Source organism: Pseudoalteromonas sp. NFXS39 (assembly GCF_040148775.1).
GTDB lineage: Bacteria > Pseudomonadota > Gammaproteobacteria > Enterobacterales > Alteromonadaceae > Pseudoalteromonas > Pseudoalteromonas apostichopi.
On the sequence record NZ_JAGDEC010000003.1, the window covers coordinates 514,110 to 532,866 of the forward strand.

Sequence of the window (18,757 nt, forward strand, 5' to 3'; positions counted from 1 at the left end):
CCGCGAAGGAGTGTTCAATGCGGGTTTTTCAATTCGCCTTGTTATGTTTGGCTTTATTTATTCAGTATCGCTTATGGTTTGGCCATAATGGAGTGCAAGATTACACTCGTTTAAAACAGGCGGTTACCTCTCATCAAGACACTAATGCAAAATTATTAAAGCGCAACAAGGTCCTCAAAGCCGATATTCAAGATTTAAAACTCGGTCAAGAGGGAATCGAAGAGCGAGCGCGCAATGAATTAGGAATGATCAAACCTGGCGAAACCTTTATTCGTGTATTACCAGGTCAACAGCAAAATGAACACTAAGCAAATTATAACCGCCATTGTTCCCGCTGCGGGAGTAGGGAGTCGAATGCAGCATTCGGCGCCAAAACAGTATATTGAACTTGCGGGTAAGACTATTTTAGAACATACCCTGAGTAAGCTTGCCGAACTAAACGATTTACATACTATTAAAGTAGCAATCAGCGATGATGATGGTTATTTTGCTGATTTACCTCATATTGATAAGCGTATTGAACGCGTTTCAGGTGGCAAAGAGCGCGCTGATTCTGTGCTAAATGCCTTGGTATCACTTGCCGACAACCCGCCAGATTGGGTGCTTGTTCACGATGCAGCAAGACCATTAGTGTGTTTGGCTGATATTCAGCGTTTAATAACTGAATGTATAAAAGATAATGAAGGCGGTATTTTAGCGTCAAAAGTAAAAGACACCATCAAGCGCGGCCATACGCACAGTGAGCAAACGGTGCCACGTGATGATTTATGGCTGGCTTTAACCCCTCAATTTTTCCCTTATCAGGCGCTGACAGATGCGCTATCACAAGCTCTTAAAAGTGGTGTGACTATCACCGATGAGGCATCGGCAATTGAATGGGCTAAGCAGCCTGTTAAGCTGGTTGTTGGTCGTAGTGATAATATTAAAATCACCACCCCAGAAGATTTAGATTTAGCAACATTTTTACTGCAAAAACAACAAAACGAGAGTACCTCATGATTCGAATTGGCCATGGCTTTGATGTACACAAATTTGGCGGCGAAGGACCGCTGGTAATTTGTGGTGAAAAAATAGATTATCCGCAAGGTTTCTTAGCTCATTCAGACGGTGATGTAGCAATCCACGCATTATGTGATGCCATTTTAGGTGCATTAGCAATGGGTGATATTGGCAAACATTTCCCTGATACCGCCAGCGAATACGAAAATATTGATAGCCGAATTTTGCTACGCCACGTGGTTGGTCTTGTTAAAGAGCAAGGTTACGTACTTGGCAATGCCGATGTCACGATTGTTGCTCAAGCGCCAAAAATGTTGCCGCATATTCAAGCTATGCGTGAAAACTTATGCCAAGACCTTGAAGCTGATATTTCTCAAGTAAATGTGAAGGCAACAACCACAGAAAAGTTAGGGTTTGAAGGCCGTAAAGAAGGTATCTCTAGCCACGCTGTAGTGATTATGAGCAAACAAAACGCATGAGTGAGTTAAACTACTTATACGGTAAACCCCTTTCTAAGGCTGATTTTAAAACCCACGCCGAAGACTTCATGGTTGATGAAGATTTAGGTATTGAGTTTACAGGCTCTGGTGAGCATGTTTGCTTACAGGTTGTAAAAAAAGGCGAAAATACTCAGTTTGTTGCTAAACGCATTGCCGAAAAAGCTGGCGTATCCCCACGTGATGTAAGTTATGCGGGTTTAAAAGACCGCCATGGTGTGTGTACACAATGGTTTAGTGTGCCAGTACCGATTAAAAAGCACATTGAATTTAGTGAGTTAAATAACGAGCAGTTTTTTGTTGTATCGCAACAGCGTCATAATCGTAAGCTTCGAACCGGCTGCCATAAAGGCAATCGCTTTAGCATTACTTTACGAAATGTGACTGAGCCACTGGATATTTTGTGTCGTATTAATGCGGTGCGCGCAGGGGTGCCTAATTACTTTGGTGAGCAGCGCTTTGGTCATGGTGGCCACAACCTTGAAATGGCAAAGCGAATGTTTGCTGGAGAGCGTATCCGTGATAAAAAATTGCGTGGTTTAGTTATTTCAGCTGCACGCTCTTATGTCTTTAATGAAATAGTAAGCAAGCGTGTTGCCGAGCATGGCCTTGCTAAAACAATGCACCGCGAAGTGTTTATGCTTAGCGGAAGTAATGCGTTTTTTGAAGACAATATAAGTGATGACAATATAGCGCGTTTAGCGTCTGGCGATATTATGATGTCGGCCCCTATGGTTGGTAAAGGCGAAAAGGGTTTGACCAAGACCGAAAAAATGTGGCTCGAACCTTATCAATCTTGGATAGATGGGCTAAGCGAGTTAGGCCTTAAGAACGAACGTAGAATGTTACGTCTTATTCCAGACTCATTGGCAGTTGAAACCATTGACGAAAGCACTTTAAAGTTAAGTTTTGGTTTGCCAAAAGGTTGTTTTGCTACAGCCTTGTTAAGAGAGCTGGTGGAGTATCAAGACGCTAGCCCTAAAGAACAAAAACAAAAGGATGCGTAAATGAAAATCTTACTAAGCAATGATGATGGCGTGCATGCTAAAGGGATTGCGGTTTTGTATCATGCGTTAACGCAAATTGCTGATGTGACCTTAGTGGCTCCAGATCGCAATTGTAGTGGCGCAAGTAATTCATTAACGCTAATGAATCCATTGCGTGCAACCACGCTTGATAATGGCTTTATTTCGATTAATGGCACGCCGACTGACTGTGTGCATTTAGGGGTTAATGAACTAGTTGAACAGCAGCCAGATCTAGTTGTAGCCGGTATAAACCACGGTGCAAATTTAGGTGATGATACCTTGTATTCAGGTACTGTTGCAGCTGCTACCGAAGGACGCCATCTAGGACTACCTGCTATTGCTGTTTCGTTATGCTCTAAAGAAGGAAATCATTTTGAGACTGCTGCGGCCGTTGCTGTAAGCATTATTAAAGAGTTGGCCTCGCACCCATTACCGAAAGATCAAATCATCAACTTAAACGTGCCAGATATTCCGCTAACTGAGCTAAAAGGCGTAAAGGTAACCCGTTTAGGTTCGCGCCATAAAGCTGAAACCATGACTAAACAACAAGATCCATGGGGTCGTGATATTTATTGGTATGGGACTTTAGGTGCTGAAAGTGATGCTGGTGAAGGTACTGATTTTTACGCCATTAATAATGGTTTCGCATCAGTCACACCTCTCAGTGTTGATATGACGGCGAAAGAAAGCTTACAAGCCGTTGATAGCTGGTTAGCAAATATGGAGATTAATAGTGCTGACTAATTATAATCGCAGCGCACTCGCATTAGCTGAATTATTAAAACGCGAGGGTGTAGAAGATAGCACTGTGCTTGAAGCGATTGCCTCGACACCCAGACATATTTTCATCGATGATGTTTTACAGCACAAAGCTTATCAGAATACCGCATTGCCAATTGGTCAAGGACAAACGATTTCGCAGCCCTATATTGTGGCGCGCATGACAGAATTACTTCGCTTAGCTGGGGTACGTGACAAAGTGCTTGAAATTGGTACTGGGTCCGGCTATCAAACCGCAATACTGGCAAAAACCTTTACTAAAGTGTGCTCGGTGGAGCGTATCAAAGCACTGCAATGGCAAGCAAAGCGCCGTTTACACAAGCTTGATTTATACAATGTCACCATGAAACACGGAGACGGTTGGCTGGGCTGGCAGTCACAAGCACCTTTTGAAGGAATTATTGTTACAGCTGCAGCTGCCACTATGCCGCAAGGGCTACTTGCACAACTTGCTGATGGGGGCGTTATGATTGCACCTATTGGTGAGCAAGATCAGCAATTAATGATGGTCGTTAGAAATGGCGACACATTTACAGAACATAAAGTTGCACCAGTACGATTTGTACCTTTGGTACCTGGTGATATTGAATAGGACGTTAAACTTTGAAGTTGTTTACTAAGTTATATGATATGGCGCTTATATGGGCTAAACACCGCCATGCAGAGCGCTATTTAGCAGGGATGAGCTTTGCTGAATCCGTTTTTTTTCCGGTGCCGCCGGATGTCATGCTAGCGCCTATGTCGCTAGCCCAACCAGATAAAGCGTGGCGCTTTGCCAGCTTTACCACCATAGCTTCTGTAATCGGTGGTATTTTAGGTTACTTACTTGGTTTTTGGTTATTTGAACCTGTGGTTGAACCACTCATCATACAAATGGGTTGGCAAGCTAAATTTGATACTGCATTAAGCTGGTTCGAAAACTATGGTGTATGGGTTGTTTTCTTAGCGGGCTTTTCACCTATACCTTATAAGGTTTTCACCATAGGTGCAGGCTTGATGCAAATGGCATTCTTGCCGTTTTTAATTGCCTCGACAATAGGCCGTGGTGCACGCTTCTTCTTAGTGTCGGCTTTAATGAAGTGGGGGGGTGTTAAAATGGAACAAAAATTACGTCAATATGTTGAAGCGCTTGGCTGGGGATTAGTTGTTTTAGTAGTGGTTGCGTACTTTTTACTGCGATAACCCGCAAAACCATTAAATTAGTACGATAAGGAGCATTTTACGATGAGCAGGCAGTTAACAGTCTATGTTACTTTGTTTCTTAGTATTTTGCTCTTTGGTTGTACTTCTCGCGAAGCACCGGCGCCTGTCAGTAGTTTAGATAATAAAGTTAAACCAGCCACTCGCAAAGTAAATATCTCTGGCTCAAAATATGTAGTCAAAAAGGGAGATACTTTGTACTCAATTGCCTTCAGCGCTCAGCAAGATTTTCGCACTCTTGCAAAAATAAACGATATTCCAGCACCTTATACTATCTTCCCGGGGCAGAGAGTGCTGCTTAAAAAATCGGCACAAAAACCAAAAAAGACGAAAAAATATACGAATTTGAGTAAAAAGTCTACTGTTTATACACAAAAAAATAACAAAAAATTAAAGAAAGAGCTTGATCAGCCAAAACAACGAGAGTATGTTCAGAAACAAGCCAACAAAATAATTAGTGATAAAAACAGTAATTCTAATGCAAAAGTTGTATGGAGCTGGCCTGCAAAAGGTAAAGTAACACAACGATTCTCTAATAAAGAGAATGGCTTTAAAGGATTACAAATTACTAATAAACAAGGGGCTTCTGTTTTAGCTGCTGCACATGGAACTGTGGTATACGCGGGCAACGCATTGAGGGGGTATGGTAATTTAATTATTCTGAAACATAATGATGATTACCTAAGTGCTTATGCGCACAATTCAAAGTTGCTTGTAAAGGAAAAACAGGAAGTAAAGGCGGGGCAGAAAATAGCAGAAATGGGCAGTTCAGACTCTTCGGTTACGGCTTTGAGATTTGAAATTCGTTATCGGGGTCAAGCAGTCAATCCTGCTAAGTATCTACCTTAGCCATTTAGGGTATTGATAAAGTGATTTAGCTCAATCACATATTTGCTCGGGAGGACGCTTATGGGTCACACAGCAAAACTTGAGAAAAAAACTGACACGATTGACGATAAATTTGAAGACACGGTAGTCGAAGAAGAATCTTCTGAATTATTAGAAGAAGTCGACAACGAAGATGAAATTTTTGCAAAAGAAGAAGTTGCCAAAAATCTAGATGCTACACAACTGTATCTAGGTGAGATTGGTTTTTCTCCGCTGCTAAGTGCAGAAGAAGAAGTCTATTTTGCTCGAAAAGCACTGAAAGGCTGCGAAGCCTCTCGCAAGCGAATGATCGAAAGTAATTTACGTTTAGTGGTAAAAATTGCCCGCCGCTACAACAACCGTGGCCTTGCGCTACTTGACCTTATCGAAGAAGGTAATTTAGGCCTTATCAGAGCCGTTGAGAAATTTGACCCTGAACGAGGATTCCGTTTTTCAACTTACGCTACTTGGTGGATACGTCAAACCATTGAACGTGCCATCATGAACCAAACACGTACGATTCGATTACCTATTCATGTGGTAAAAGAGCTTAATGTTTATTTAAGAACTGCCCGTGAATTGACGCAAAAACTTGATCATGAACCAACCGCAGAAGAAATTGCAGAGTGCTTAGATAAGCCGGTTGAAGATGTTACTAAGATGCTGCGTTTGAATGAAAAAATCACCTCTGTAGACACACCTATTGGTGGTGAAAATGACAAAGCGCTATTAGATATAATCGCCGATGAAAAAGACTATGGTCCTGAGGGCGAAGTACAAAACAACGACATTAATAAACACATTGTTGATTGGCTTGGGGAATTAAATCCAAAACAACGTGAAGTACTTGCTCGTCGTTTTGGTTTGCTAGGCTACGAGCCATCAACACTTGAAGATGTTGGTCGTGAAATTGGTTTAACACGTGAACGAGTTAGACAAATTCAAGTGGAAGCATTACGTCGCTTAAAAGATATTTTGCAACACGAAGGCTTAAGCACAGACAGCCTATTCGATCAATTCACCTAATTTGACAACAATGTATACCTGATCAAGGGTATTAGGCCTTTGGGTCTAGAACACACAAAAAAGCTGACGTAATGTCAGCTTTTTTTATATCAACTTTATACCTATAGTAAATCTTTTAATTGATACAGTAGTTGGTGAGCTTGCCTTGGCGTTAAGCTATCTGGGTCAAGCTGTTCTAAGGTTAATTCAAGCTCGGAAGGTTCATCATCAAAACTTAATGTTTGTTGTTGCTGCTCAATTGGGGCTGTAACAGGTTGGTGATTTTCGAGCATTTTAAGTTTCTGTTTTGCTTGTTGGATTACCGCCTTTGGCACACCTGCTAGGGCCGCAACTTGTAAGCCAAAGCTCTTGCTTGCAGCGCCTTCAAGAACGGTATGCATAAAGGCAATTGTGTCGTTATGCTCAATGGCATCTAGGTGCACATTCACCAGTCCTGTTTTTTGCTCGGCGAGTTCTGTCAACTCAAAATAATGGGTCGCAAATAAGGTTTTGGCGGCAATTTTTGATGCTAAATAGTCAGCTGTTGCATAGGCAAGCGATAACCCATCATAGGTTGAGGTGCCGCGACCAATTTCATCCATCAGCACCAGTGATTGTGCTGTAGCATTATTTAAAATCGTTGCAGTTTCTGTCATTTCAACCATGAAGGTTGAGCGCCCTGATGCTAAGTCATCACTTGCGCCAATACGCGTAAAGATACGGTCAATATTACCGATTTCTGCACTATCAGCAGGAACGTAACAGCCAATGTGGGCCATCAGAACAATAAGCGCAGTTTGACGCATGTAGGTTGATTTACCACCCATATTTGGACCTGTGATAATCAACATTTTACGGTCGTTATTAAGCTCTACTGGATTGGCAATAAACGGGTCTTTCATAACCTGCTCTACCACCGGGTGGCGACCTTGTTTAATACTGATGTTATCGTTATCGCACAGTATTGGCTTAGCATAATTAAGCGCCTGCGCTCGTTCTGCTAAATTGTTCAGTACATCTAAGTCTGCCAGTACTGCTGCCATTGTTTGTAGCTGCTCAATGTGCGGAGCAATAAGCTCAAATAATTGCTCATATAGCTGTTTTTCAAGCGCGAGGGCTTTTGATTGGCTACCAAGTACTTTATCTTCGTGCTCTTTAAGCTCAGGGATGATATAGCGCTCATTATTTTTTAGCGTTTGGCGGCGAATATAATCCGCAGGAACTAAATGTGAATTAGCGCGGCTTACTTCAATAAAAAAGCCGTGGACCTTGTTATAGCCAATTTTTAAGGTGCTAATGCCTGTACGTTCACGCTCACGTTCTTCAAGCTTTTCAAGAATATCGGTTGCACCTTGGCTTAGCGCACGCCACTCATCAAGTTCGCTGTTATAACCTGGTGCAATTACACCGCCATCACGGATAAGCACCGGTGGGGTTTCGATTACAGCACGTTCTAGTAAATCTTGTAGTTCAGGTAACTGTTGTGACTTTGCAATAATTTGGCTAATACGCGGATCGTTAGCATCCATAAGTAATTCGTGAAGTGGCGCTAGAGCCTGCAGTGCACTTCGAAGGCGCGTTAAATCACGCGGCCTTGCTGTGCAAAGCGCTAAACGTGCAATAACACGTTCAATATCGCCAATTTGCTTTAACGATTCTTGTAGCTCACCACATAATTGAGCATCGATAATTGCGCTGATAGCGTTTAGTCGCGAATTGAGCTCTGTTTTGCTGCGCACTGGGGTATGAATACGGCGTTTTAATAAGCGAGAACCCATTGCAGTCGCTGTTTTATCAAGTACTTGTGCAAGTGTATTCTCGTAACCGCCCGATAAATTAACTGTTAGTTCAAGGTTTTTACGGGTCGCTGCATCTAAGATCACCGCGTGTTCATTTTGCTCAAGGGTAATAGCACGAATATGCGGTAAGGCAATGCGCTGAGTATCTTTTACGTATTGCATTAAGCAGCCTGCAGCAACTAAAGCCGCGTGTGCTTTTTCTACACCAAAACCTACTAAATCTTTGGTGCCAAATTGGTCGCATAGTAAATGCTGAGCAGTATCTAAATCAAACTCCCATTCTGGGCGGCGACGCGCCCCTTTGATATGCTCAATTAGGTGAACATTTGCAAATGTTTCACTATAAAGCAGTTCAGCAGGGGCTAAACGCTGTAATGTTGAACTAAACGCTTCATCCGTATTAACTTCTAATACATTGAATCGGCCAGAGTTAATATCTAAATAAGCAATACCATAAGCGCCTTGTTTATTTTGCCAAACACTGGTTAGCAGGTTGTCTTGGCGTTCTTGTAACAGCGCTTCGTCAGAAATCGTGCCCGGCGTAACAATACGTACTACTTTACGTTCAACTGGGCCTTTGCTGGTAGCAGGATCACCAACTTGTTCACAAATAGCCACTGATTCACCCATTTGTACAAGGCGAGCTAAGTAGTTTTCGACTGCGTGATAGGGTACGCCTGCCATTGGTATTGGATCACCACCGGCTTTACCACGATGTGTTTGAGAAATATCAAGAAGTTGTGCTGCACGCTTGGCATCATCAAAGAAAAGTTCGTAAAAGTCGCCCATACGATAAAACAATAAAATGTCCCGATGCTCGGCTTTTATTTTTAGATACTGCTGCATCATAGGGGTTTGTTGTTTTATAGTGTGCGGTGCATAAAGATCAAACGACATGTATTTACCCAAAGGCTGAATATGAAATTACATCAAGAGATTAAAACACTTGCTGCGAAATTAGGATCTATTTTAACGGATAAACGCTTATGGATCACTACCGCAGAATCATGCACCGGTGGTGGCGTTAGTTATGCCTTAACTGATACCCCTGGTAGTTCTAACTATATTGATCGAGCGTTTGTCACTTATAGTAATCAAGCAAAACAAGAGCTAATTGGCGTAAATGAGCAAACTTTAAACAGTTTCGGTGCAGTTAGTGAACAAACAGTTGTTGAAATGGCATCGGGTGCTGCTAAAGCTGCAAACGCAGATATCGCAATAGCTATTTCTGGTATTGCAGGCCCCGGTGGTGGAACACTGGATAAGCCTGTGGGCTTAGTATGGTTTTGTATTCATTTTTCAGGTAAAAACTACCCAAGCCAGCAGGTTTTTTCTGGCGATAGAGCTGAAGTTAGGCTGCAAGCTATTGTTTATTCATTAAAAAGTATAATTGAACTGATAAAATCTGAAAATTAGCTTGATACTGTGATTTCATACAGTATACTGTCTGCATTAGCCGGATTTGGAGAACAGAATGAACGATAACAAACAAAAAGCCTTAGACGCTGCTTTATCACAAATTGAGCGTCAATTTGGTAAAGGCTCAATTATGAAACTGGGCGACAACAAAGCCCTAGATATTGAAGCAATCTCAACAGGTTCACTGGGTATCGATATCGCATTAGGTATTGGTGGTTTACCTACGGGTCGTATTGTTGAAGTGTATGGTCCTGAATCATCAGGTAAAACAACGCTTACTTTACAAGTTATCGCTGAAGCTCAAAAGCAAGGTAAAACCTGTGCATTCGTAGATGCTGAGCACGCTCTAGATCCTGTATACGCACAAAAATTGGGTGTAAACATCGATGACTTACTTGTTTCTCAGCCAGATACTGGTGAGCAAGCATTAGAAATCTGTGACATGTTAGTTCGTTCAAGTGCTGTTGATGTTGTGATTGTTGACTCGGTAGCAGCTTTAACACCTAAAGCTGAAATCGAAGGCGACATGGGTGACTCACATATGGGTCTTCAAGCTCGCTTAATGTCACAAGCATTACGTAAGCTTACAGGTAACATCAAGCGTTCAAACACGCTATGTATTTTCATCAACCAAATCCGTATGAAAATTGGTGTTATGTTTGGTAACCCTGAAACAACAACGGGTGGTAACGCACTTAAGTTCTACGCTTCAGTACGTATCGATATTCGTCGTATTGGTTCAGTGAAAGAAGGCGATGAGGTTGTAGGTAATGAAACCCGCGTTAAAGTAGTTAAGAATAAGGTTGCTCCGCCGTTTAAACAAGCTGAGTTCATCATTATGTATGGTGAAGGTATTTCTAAACAAGGCGAGTTAATAGACCTAGGTGTTAAGCATAAGATTGTTGAAAAATCAGGTGCTTGGTATAGCTACAATGGCAACAAAGTTGGTCAAGGTAAAGCAAACTCAATTAAGTTCTTAAAAGACAACCCTGAGATCGCAGATGAGATCGAAGGTAAGTTACGTGAGATGCTATTACTTCAAGCAACTGTGCAACCTGAAGATGGTGAAGATGCAGGCCTAATAGCTGAAGACGAGCTATAAGTACCGCTAAAAAATACAGTTAAGCGTGATTTGACCCGCACTTAACACAAAAAGACCGCTACATTGTTAGCGGTTTTTTTATGGTTGCTTGTAGCAGCGATTTTATATCGCGTTTAATTGCTTGATGCGTAATAACGCGGGATAAACCCGCAGCTGTTGGAGTAGGCAGTAGTTTGTCGCATTTTCAATTCAGTGACAATTTTAAGTTATTTTACACGTTCAATATATTCGCTACGACGCCATAAAATAGCAGCAAGAGTTGCCAGAGGGATTATCAAAAAAATCGCTATTGTTTCAAATAGCGCATTATCGTCATATATGAATGCCAAGCTGGTAGCCGGTATTGTCATCAGTGTGAAGATTCGATACATCAGTTCTGTGTCGGTTCGATATATTAGAGCTGTTTGGCAATCAGGGCAAGTGAATAGTTTACCATTAACCCTGTCTATTGGTGTACTCGCTTTGGCTATTGGAAACTTCCATCCACAATCTGGACATCTTCTAGAGCGTTTCGATTTTTTAGCATCCATTAATCTGTACCAAATAACTAAAATATTCATTTTTTAATACACTACAGAAAAATTTATAAGGTGCAATGAAGTGAAGGTTATTCGCTATGTTTTTTGCTCTTAGAGTAAAATGGGGTAATAAAAAAGCCGCATATGATGCGGCTTTTAATGTACTTAAAGCTTAAAACTTGTCGCTTTATAAAATTATAGCTGCCAGTTGAAAGACACTGAGTAGTTACGCGGTGCACCGTAATAGCCTTGCGCCCAGAAAAGACTGTGGATGTACTTTTCGTTGGTCACGTTATTAACGTTCAAGTTAACACTCATATTGTCGTTAATATCGTACGTTGCCATTAGGTTTAATAGGCCGTACGCATCTTGCGTTGTGGTGATAAGTGCAGCATTCGTAGCCGCATCACGCACTTGTACGCGCTTTGTATCGTCTTGCCAACGATAGTTTAGGCCAAAGGTTAAACCATCAACTTCAGGCACTTTATGAGTTACAGCAAGTTTGAATTGGTTTTCAGGTGTGTAGTCTTTGACTAACTCATCACCATCAATGTTTAGGTTGCTGTAGCTAAAGCTTGCACTTAGTGTTTCGTTGATTTGACCACTAAGTTCTACTTCAATACCATCGCTGTTAATACCATCTGCGCCATAGTAGCGAGTGTCATCAGGTAATGAATCAGGGATAGCAACAGCAAGGCCAACTTGTTTAGCGTCAAAGTAAGCAACTGTTACAAATAAGTCGTCATCAAGTAGCTGAGCTTTTACACCTATTTCGCTGCTTTTACCTGTGATAGGGTCTAAGTAATCGCCATTGATGTCACGCTCTGTTTGCGGTACGAAGGTTTCTGTGTAGCTTGCATAAGTTGAGAAGCTTTCGTTGATATCATACACAGCACCGAAGTAAGGCACAGTTTGGTCGCTATCTTTGTCTTTTGCAACGCCGTAAGAGGCACCTTCAGTTTCCCAATTTACTTGGCTCACACCTGCTAAAATGCTGAATGCGTCAGTTGCACGAATGCGTGTTGAAATATATGCAGAGCGTTGACGGCTAGTGATATCAGCACCTGTTAAACCATCAGTAAGTGTTGGTACTGGCGCAACACCATCCCAACCACCTAGCTCAGGCATTGCAGGGAAACCATTGCCTGTAGTGTAGTCATACAATGATTTATCTTTGTTATCCATATCTGCTTGGTTTACACCAAACGACAGATCATGTTCCATACCAAATAAATCAAATTTACCTGTTGCGTAGATATCTAAAATGTCGTGCTTATCTTTGTGGTCATATTCACTGGCATAACCCGTTAAGCCAAGACCTGTTTCTCTGTCTGGTGTGCCGTAAACATAGAAAAGCTCCGAGTCTTGCTCATTTTCTAAGTGCGCGTAGCTTGCTTTTAAGAACCAAGTATTGGTGATTGCTTGCTCAATTGATAAGAACAGCTGCTCAGTTGTATTATTCCAATAAGACCAATCAGACGCTGTGCTGGTTGAAGCATCAAAGTTTGTAGCTGAACCATCGCTGTAATAAAGCGGTAAGGCTCCCCACAGTGGGCTGTCGGCATCTTTCTTTTGATTTACATAGTTTGCAGTTACTACTGTGCTATCAGTTAGCTGGCCTTCGTAGGCTAGGTAGTAAATTGTTTTATCTTGCTCGTAACGGTCAAGGTATGACTCGGTTTTATGCTTAGTGAATACTGCACGTACAGCGTGGTTTTCGTTGATAGCTGTAGAGGCGTCAAGCTCTAAACGTTTGTTGTCCCACGAACCATACGATACAGACGCATTTACTTGCGTTTGATAAGTAGGGCGCTTTAGAACCATGTTGACTGTTGCTGATGGGTTACCCGCACCTGTCATTAAACCATTGGCACCACGTACAATTTCAACACTATCGAAAATAGAAGTATCTAGAGTACCTTGGATTGAACCGTTGTCTTGCGGCATACCCATGCCATTAACTTGAAAGTTGGTGATCTCAAAACCACGAGCTTTAAAATAAGTACGGTCAGTTTCGATTTGCTCAACAGTGACACCCGGTGTGCTTTCAAGTACAGCGTTTAGATTATCGAGTGAGAAGTCATCCATTAACGCACGTGAAACAACAGAGATTGACTGTGGTGTTTCTTTAATTGTTAGCCCTAATTTGGTTGCCGACTGTGCTTCTTCAGTGATGTAGTTTTTATGATGCTGGCCATAAACGGCAATTTTTTCAATTGCTTGTTCTTCTTTTTGTTGTTCTGCAAAAGCGTGGCCACTTAAAAGTGCTGAGGTCACAAGGCTTAATTGAGATAAGCGCAAAAATTTTGTTGATGACATGCAAAGTTCCAATTAGTTCAATGAATAGTGAAATTAATGCGTAATTTAATCTAAATGAAAACAATTTGCAATTAGGTCTTGCTGTTTTGGTGAGTAATTGTTTGCAAAAAATTTTAAAGGGCACAGAAATATAAAAAGGAGATATAAAAAAAGCGGCCGAAGCCGCTTCAGGAAGTAAAATAAGTTTAAATTTTAAAATACATATTTTGCAGAGAACTGTAGACGATCCATATCGCCGTCTGCGCCGCTTTCTAACTCACGCTCAGCATGTTTAAACTCAACACCAAATGTTAGCTTTTTAACAGGCGAATATAAAAGGTTGGCACTATAGCTTTGGCTCATTTCTGTAGGGTCGCCAGTCACAGCAAGTAAATCTGTGTTGTTATCTGCTGAGAAGAATGAGTAAAGGAAAGTTGAGCGCCATTGGCTGTTCCAGTGTTGTTGGTAGGCAATAAAGCCTGATGTTGAATCAATTGCATCTAGATCATCACCGTCAAGAACAGCACCATTAGCTACATTTAGACCAATGTAGCGGCCTAAACCTGAACCCTGAGTAAGCATAAATTTAAGGTTATTTTGGCCAAAATTAACTTTACCTGAGGCACTGATACCAAACGATGATGTATCAGCATCAATACCATTTTGTTTATAAGTTAACTGGCGAGCAAGACCGGTAAATACTAATTCACCCCAATCAGCTTTATGTGCGTAACGTGCTGTAAAGTCTGGCATTGATGCATCATCGGTAGCTACGCGTGCTCCGCCAACAGTGACTGTACTCTCTGGGTTTTCGATAGAGAATGACCAATTACCTGTGGTGTAGCGTGCCTGTGCTTGACGGACGAACACAGTACCTTCAGCAGGACCAACGAAGTCGAGCGTTTCAGGTAATGCGCCTACGTTTTGGAAGTTTGACCAAGCTTGACCAAATAACCAACCATCATAAGTCACAAATGCTTGACGAATACGAGGCGCGTAAGAGTTACTAACACGTTCATTACCGCCTGGCGCTGAAGCAATAAAGTCGATTTCAATTTTAGTTTTAATGGTTTTACCATCGTCTAACTTTGTTGCTGTGCCTAGGTTAAAGCGAGATTGGCGTGCATGCATGTCAAACACAGCATCGCTGTCGCTGTCTGCGCCTACCGGTGTTGTACCCGGTACGTAAAAGTCACGGCCAATACTGCCGCCAGCTGGTACGCCTGCAGAGTAATCACTCCACATGGCATCAAGTTTTACATAGCCACCATAAGAAACGTCAGTGTTGCCAATGGTTGCGGCGTTAGCGGTACCTGCAAGTGCACATAAAACAGCTGAAGCTGTGAGTGTTTTTAATGCGGTTACTTTTGTTGTTGTCATAATGTGTATTCCTGTCGAAGCTACTTGTTGATTGCATTAATGTTGTTGTATCACTGTTGTTTAAGAAATGACTTCTCTCAATTATCTATTGGTCTATTAGACTAAGGTGGAATGGGTCGTTAAATCGCATCCAACCTAACATTGGACTAGATTATAGAAGGCAATTTCGAAGTTTTTTGTTAAATGGCAAGATATACAACTAAGGTCTAATACTTTCAGGGGCTTTGCTGAGTGATCCTTGAAGCAGGCCGTAGGCAAGTAATTAAAATGGAGACGACAACAATGTCAGAAAGTATCTATCCAGTACCAGCGCATATCAAGAATGCAGCACTAGTTGATAACGATAAATATAATACACTGTACAAGCAATCTATTGATGACCCTGAAGGATTTTGGCGAGAGCACGGTAAACGTCTTGATTGGTCAACTCCTTATAATAAAGTAAAGAACACCTCATTCGACAAAGGCCACATCAGCATTCGCTGGTATGAAGACGGCCAACTTAACGCATCTTATAACTGTATTGACCGTCACCTTGCCACTAAAGCCGATAAAACAGCCCTCATTTGGGAAGGCGACAACCCTGAACACAACGAAAATATTAGCTACCAACAGCTTCATGACGAAGTAGCTAAACTAGCCAATGGTCTTAAAAAATTAGGCGTATCAAAAGGTGACCGTGTCGCTATTTACATGCCAATGACACCACAGGCTATTTACGCTATGCAAGCTTGTGCACGTATTGGTGCGATTCACTCTGTGGTATTTGGTGGTTTCTCTCCATCAGCGATTGCTGACCGAATTAATGATTCAGGCGCTAAAGTGGTAATTACTTCAGACGAAGGTCGTCGTGCTGGCAATTGCGTACCACTTAAGGCAAATGTTGATGAAGCGGTATCACAAGATTCAGTTACCACGGTTGAGCACGTTATTGTGCATCAGTTAACCGGTGGTGAAGTTGAGTGGAATAGCCATGATATTTGGTGGCATGAACTTGTCGCTGACTTACCTGCTAAGTGTGAACCAGAGCCAATGAATGCAGAAGATCCGCTTTTCATTCTTTATACCTCAGGCTCAACGGGTCAACCAAAAGGTGTAGTTCATACAACCGGGGGTTATCTCGTTTATGCATCGATGACACATGAATACGTGTTTGATCTAAAAGAAGATGATATTTTCTGGTGTAGTGCTGATGTGGGCTGGATCACAGGTCACAGCTACATTGCTTATGGTCCATTAGTGAATGGCTGCACACAAGTGGTATTTGAAGGTGTACCAACCTACCCAACAGCGGGCCGTATGGGTGAAGTGATTGATAAGCACAACGTGACTATCCTGTATACAGCACCAACGGCTATTCGTGCTCTAATGGCAAAAGGTGATGAACCAACAGCTACCTCAACACGCAAAAGCTTACGCGTAATGGGGTCAGTGGGTGAGCCAATTAACCCAGAAGCTTGGGCGTGGTATTACGAGCATATTGGTAACGAAAATTGCCCAATCGTAGATACTTGGTGGCAAACAGAGACTGGTGGCATCATGATCACACCATTACCAGGTGCGACAGATATGAAACCAGGCTCAGCAACACGTCCGTTCTTTGGTATTGCCCCTGCACTATTTGATGCTGAAGGGAATACACTAGAAGGCGCGGTTGACGGCAACCTTGTTATTTTAGATAGCTGGCCATCACAAGCACGTACAGTTTATGGCGACCATGAACGCTTTGAACAAACCTATTTCTCAGCGTACCCAGGCGTGTACTTCACAGGTGATGGTTGTCGTCGTGATGAAGATGGCTACTACTGGATCACAGGCCGTGTAGATGACGTACTTAACGTATCAGGTCACCGCCTAGGTACTGCAGAAATCGAAAGTGCATTGGTTGCTCACGAAGCAGTAGCAGAAGCTGCAGTAGTCGGTTACCCGCATGATATTAAAGGTCAGGGCATCTATGTTTACATCACACCAAATGAAGGTGTTGTAGTGAGCGATGAACTAACGAAAGAGGTACGTAACTGGGTTCGTAAAGAATTAAGCCCAATCGCTTCACCAGATATGATCCAATGGTCTCCGGGTCTACCAAAAACACGTTCTGGTAAGATCATGCGTCGAATTTTACGTAAAATTGCGGCAAACGAGCACCAACAGCTTGGTGATACGTCTACACTAGCCGATCCAAGTGTTGTTGATGAGCTAATCGAAAACCGATTAAATCGTTAAAATCGCGTTAAAAACTTGATTAGAAGTTGATTCTAAACGTAGTATATCGGCTGTCACTTAGAAATAGGTGTCAGCCGAATTTATTAGGAGTGAACCATGAGTCAGTTTTTAATAGCGGACGATCATCCGTTATTTCGTGAAGCGCTGAAAGGGGCATTAAGTGCTAAGTTCGCTGATTTAGAAGTGTTTGAATCAGAAAACTTTGAGACCACTTTGCAGGTGCTAAGCGAACAAGAAGATCTTGATATCTTACTACTAGACCTTCACATGCCAGGCAATGGCGATTTATACGGCCTTATTCGCATTCGCGAAGACTATCCAAGCTTACCAATAGCTGTTGTTTCTGGCAGCGAAGACATCAATGTAGTTTCTAAAGTAATGGGGTATGGTGCGATGGGATTTATTCCTAAGTCATCTTCATCAGATGATATTGCATTGGCAATCAACCACATTCTTGAAGGCGATGTTTGGCTTCCACTTGAACTTAAAGACAAAGTGGCTGCTGTTGATGGCGAAGACAAAGAAATTGCAGCGCAAGTGGCCTCACTTACGCCACAACAATATAAGGTTTTACAATACTTACATGAAGGCTTGTTAAACAAACAAATTGCTTACGAATTACATATTTCTGAAGCAACAGTTAAAGCACACATTACAGCAATTTTTAGAAAGCTAGGTGTGTATAATCGTACTCAAGCGGTATTAATTGCTTCTAAATTACAATTAGAGCCTATTGAGTCGGCATAAAAATTACTGATAACAAAAATAATAAAGAGGCCATATAGCCTCTTCATTTTATAGCTTAAGCGAACACCACTGTTCGATTACCATTAATAAACAGTTTATGCTCAGATGCTAGTTGCAGTGCTTTGCAGAACACCGTTTTCTCTACATCTTTACCCATTTTTGCCATCATCTCTGCGGTATCAGCATGACTGACATGCGTCACATCCTGTAAAATAATCGGTCCTTCATCAAGCTCGTTATTAACAAAGTGTGCGGTAGCACCGATAATTTTCACGCCGCGTTCAAATGCTTGATGGTAAGGCTTTGCACCAATAAAGGCGGGTAAAAATGAATGGTGGATATTAATAATTTTACCTTCAAAGCGCGCCACAAATTCGGGGCTTAAAATACGCATATATTTAGCTAGACCAATAATATCTGGCTGATAGCTGGCAATTAAATCACCTACTTGTTGATCATGCTCTGCACGGCTTAAACCTTCGTGCGACACCACATGAAATGGTACGCCAAAGCCTGCAGCTAGCGGAGCTAAATCTGCATAGTTGGCAATCACAGCCAGTACTTCGATATTTAATGCTTTTTCGAATTGCTTAAGTAATACACCGCCTAAACAATGGGCTTCTTTGGTGGCAAGCAATACTACTTTGGTTTTTTCGTTGCTATGCAGGGCAAGCTCTGCGCCATCAGGCAGTAGCTCAGCAAGGCTTGGTAAAAAATCATCTGAAATAACGCCGCTTAACTCTGTACGCATAAAAAAGCGTTTAGCGTCTTTATCTACAAATTCGTTATTACGTGTAATGTTTAAATTATGCTGATGACAAAGACCGGTGATCTTGGCAATTAGACCAACATCATCATCGCATTGTGTGGTTAAAATAGTGTTCATAGTCCTCAT

Annotated in this window: 18 protein-coding genes; 13 read left to right on the top strand and 5 right to left on the bottom strand. The window is 41.9% G+C overall.

All coding sequences use genetic code 11. The annotated features are described in order from the left end of the window. Window positions 1-17: 17 nt before the first annotated feature. The 9 genes from ftsB to rpoS are packed head-to-tail and all read left to right on the top strand — an operon-like array spanning window position 18 to window position 6,397. Entirely contained in the window at window positions 18-308 is a 291-nt protein-coding gene (gene ftsB / locus J3455_RS08500; RefSeq protein WP_167658562.1) for a cell division protein FtsB, read from the top strand. Continuing rightward, window positions 298-999, top strand: coding sequence for a 2-C-methyl-D-erythritol 4-phosphate cytidylyltransferase (gene ispD / locus J3455_RS08505; RefSeq protein ID WP_178927361.1), 702 nt, complete (start codon window positions 298-300; stop codon window positions 997-999). The genes ftsB and ispD overlap by 11 nt, the downstream gene beginning before the upstream one ends. After that, window positions 996-1,478: a 2-C-methyl-D-erythritol 2,4-cyclodiphosphate synthase gene (gene ispF, locus J3455_RS08510; RefSeq protein ID WP_349561527.1), complete on the top strand. Its 483-nt coding sequence runs from the start codon at window positions 996-998 to the stop codon at window positions 1,476-1,478. Before ispD ends, ispF begins: the two co-directional genes overlap by 4 nt. Beyond that, complete coding sequence (gene truD, locus J3455_RS08515; RefSeq protein WP_167658563.1) at window positions 1,475-2,503, top strand: tRNA pseudouridine(13) synthase TruD; 1,029 nt, start codon at window positions 1,475-1,477, stop codon at window positions 2,501-2,503. The genes ispF and truD overlap by 4 nt, the downstream gene beginning before the upstream one ends. Further along, window positions 2,504-3,268 (top strand): 5'/3'-nucleotidase SurE, encoded by a 765-nt coding sequence (gene surE, locus J3455_RS08520; RefSeq protein ID WP_130050700.1) that lies wholly within the window; start codon window positions 2,504-2,506, stop codon window positions 3,266-3,268. Then, complete coding sequence (locus tag J3455_RS08525; protein WP_349561529.1) at window positions 3,258-3,896, top strand: protein-L-isoaspartate(D-aspartate) O-methyltransferase; 639 nt, start codon at window positions 3,258-3,260, stop codon at window positions 3,894-3,896. Before surE ends, J3455_RS08525 begins: the two co-directional genes overlap by 11 nt. 11 nt (window positions 3,897-3,907) lie before the next feature. Then, a complete protein-coding gene (locus tag J3455_RS08530; protein ID WP_349561531.1) occupies window positions 3,908-4,486 on the top strand; it encodes a YqaA family protein in 579 nt (192 codons plus the stop codon). 42 nt (window positions 4,487-4,528) lie between these two features. Beyond that, a complete protein-coding gene (locus tag J3455_RS08535) occupies window positions 4,529-5,353 on the top strand; it encodes a peptidoglycan DD-metalloendopeptidase family protein (RefSeq protein WP_130050702.1) in 825 nt (274 codons plus the stop codon). A 60-nt stretch (window positions 5,354-5,413) separates the two neighbouring features. Further along, window positions 5,414-6,397, top strand: a complete 984-nt coding sequence (gene rpoS / locus J3455_RS08540; RefSeq protein WP_130050703.1) for an RNA polymerase sigma factor RpoS — start codon at window positions 5,414-5,416, stop codon at window positions 6,395-6,397. A 101-nt stretch (window positions 6,398-6,498) separates the two neighbouring features. On the opposite strand, the gene mutS is transcribed toward rpoS, so the two are convergent. Next, entirely contained in the window at window positions 6,499-9,072 is a 2,574-nt protein-coding gene (gene mutS / locus J3455_RS08545) for a DNA mismatch repair protein MutS (RefSeq protein WP_286259437.1), read from the bottom strand. Between the two features lie 21 nt (window positions 9,073-9,093). On the opposite strand from mutS, the gene J3455_RS08550 reads away from it, so the two are divergent. Together J3455_RS08550 and recA are read left to right on the top strand one after the other, a co-directional pair. Beyond that, a complete protein-coding gene (locus tag J3455_RS08550; RefSeq protein ID WP_130050705.1) occupies window positions 9,094-9,591 on the top strand; it encodes a nicotinamide-nucleotide amidohydrolase family protein in 498 nt (165 codons plus the stop codon). Between the two features lie 58 nt (window positions 9,592-9,649). Next, window positions 9,650-10,696: a recombinase RecA gene (gene recA, locus J3455_RS08555; RefSeq protein WP_130050706.1), complete on the top strand. Its 1,047-nt coding sequence runs from the start codon at window positions 9,650-9,652 to the stop codon at window positions 10,694-10,696. 206 nt (window positions 10,697-10,902) lie between these two features. On the opposite strand, the gene J3455_RS08560 is transcribed toward recA, so the two are convergent. From J3455_RS08560 to J3455_RS08570, 3 genes are all read right to left on the bottom strand, one after another. Then, complete coding sequence (locus J3455_RS08560) at window positions 10,903-11,256, bottom strand: hypothetical protein (protein WP_167658565.1); 354 nt, start codon at window positions 11,254-11,256, stop codon at window positions 10,903-10,905. Between the two features lie 153 nt (window positions 11,257-11,409). Beyond that, a complete protein-coding gene (locus J3455_RS08565) occupies window positions 11,410-13,533 on the bottom strand; it encodes a TonB-dependent siderophore receptor (protein ID WP_349561532.1) in 2,124 nt (707 codons plus the stop codon). A 192-nt stretch (window positions 13,534-13,725) separates the two neighbouring features. After that, window positions 13,726-14,892: a DcaP family trimeric outer membrane transporter gene (locus J3455_RS08570; protein WP_130050708.1), complete on the bottom strand. Its 1,167-nt coding sequence runs from the start codon at window positions 14,890-14,892 to the stop codon at window positions 13,726-13,728. Between the two features lie 282 nt (window positions 14,893-15,174). Here J3455_RS08570 and acs point away from each other — a divergent pair, with 282 nt between their 5' ends. Together acs and J3455_RS08580 are read left to right on the top strand one after the other, a co-directional pair. Next, window positions 15,175-17,115 (top strand): acetate--CoA ligase, encoded by a 1,941-nt coding sequence (acs, locus tag J3455_RS08575; protein ID WP_297330876.1) that lies wholly within the window; start codon window positions 15,175-15,177, stop codon window positions 17,113-17,115. A gap of 96 nt (window positions 17,116-17,211) precedes the next feature. Next, window positions 17,212-17,862, top strand: coding sequence for a response regulator transcription factor (locus J3455_RS08580; RefSeq protein WP_130050710.1), 651 nt, complete (start codon window positions 17,212-17,214; stop codon window positions 17,860-17,862). Window positions 17,863-17,917: 55 nt separating this feature from the next. On the opposite strand, the gene purU is transcribed toward J3455_RS08580, so the two are convergent. Then, window positions 17,918-18,748, bottom strand: coding sequence for a formyltetrahydrofolate deformylase (purU, locus tag J3455_RS08585; protein ID WP_130050711.1), 831 nt, complete (start codon window positions 18,746-18,748; stop codon window positions 17,918-17,920). Between the last annotated feature and the right edge of the window lie 9 nt (window positions 18,749-18,757).

Bases quoted from the DNA above. Each gene is read 5' to 3' on its own strand.
- ftsB (WP_167658562.1), top strand. From the start codon at position 18: ATGCGGGTTTTTCAATTCGCCTTGTTATGTTTGGCTTTATTTATTCAG.
- J3455_RS08560 (WP_167658565.1), bottom strand. From the start codon at position 11,256: ATGAATATTTTAGTTATTTGGTACAGATTAATGGATGCTAAAAAATCG.
- J3455_RS08535 (WP_130050702.1), top strand. From the start codon at position 4,529: ATGAGCAGGCAGTTAACAGTCTATGTTACTTTGTTTCTTAGTATTTTG.
- rpoS (WP_130050703.1), top strand. From the start codon at position 5,414: ATGGGTCACACAGCAAAACTTGAGAAAAAAACTGACACGATTGACGAT.
- surE (WP_130050700.1), top strand. From the start codon at position 2,504: ATGAAAATCTTACTAAGCAATGATGATGGCGTGCATGCTAAAGGGATT.
- ispF (WP_349561527.1), top strand. From the start codon at position 996: ATGATTCGAATTGGCCATGGCTTTGATGTACACAAATTTGGCGGCGAA.
- J3455_RS08565 (WP_349561532.1), bottom strand. From the start codon at position 13,533: ATGTCATCAACAAAATTTTTGCGCTTATCTCAATTAAGCCTTGTGACC.
- mutS (WP_286259437.1), bottom strand. From the start codon at position 9,072: ATGTCGTTTGATCTTTATGCACCGCACACTATAAAACAACAAACCCCT.
- acs (WP_297330876.1), top strand. From the start codon at position 15,175: ATGTCAGAAAGTATCTATCCAGTACCAGCGCATATCAAGAATGCAGCA.
- truD (WP_167658563.1), top strand. From the start codon at position 1,475: ATGAGTGAGTTAAACTACTTATACGGTAAACCCCTTTCTAAGGCTGAT.
- J3455_RS08550 (WP_130050705.1), top strand. From the start codon at position 9,094: ATGAAATTACATCAAGAGATTAAAACACTTGCTGCGAAATTAGGATCT.
- J3455_RS08570 (WP_130050708.1), bottom strand. From the start codon at position 14,892: ATGACAACAACAAAAGTAACCGCATTAAAAACACTCACAGCTTCAGCT.
- purU (WP_130050711.1), bottom strand. From the start codon at position 18,748: ATGAACACTATTTTAACCACACAATGCGATGATGATGTTGGTCTAATT.
- ispD (WP_178927361.1), top strand. From the start codon at position 298: ATGAACACTAAGCAAATTATAACCGCCATTGTTCCCGCTGCGGGAGTA.
- recA (WP_130050706.1), top strand. From the start codon at position 9,650: ATGAACGATAACAAACAAAAAGCCTTAGACGCTGCTTTATCACAAATT.
- J3455_RS08580 (WP_130050710.1), top strand. From the start codon at position 17,212: ATGAGTCAGTTTTTAATAGCGGACGATCATCCGTTATTTCGTGAAGCG.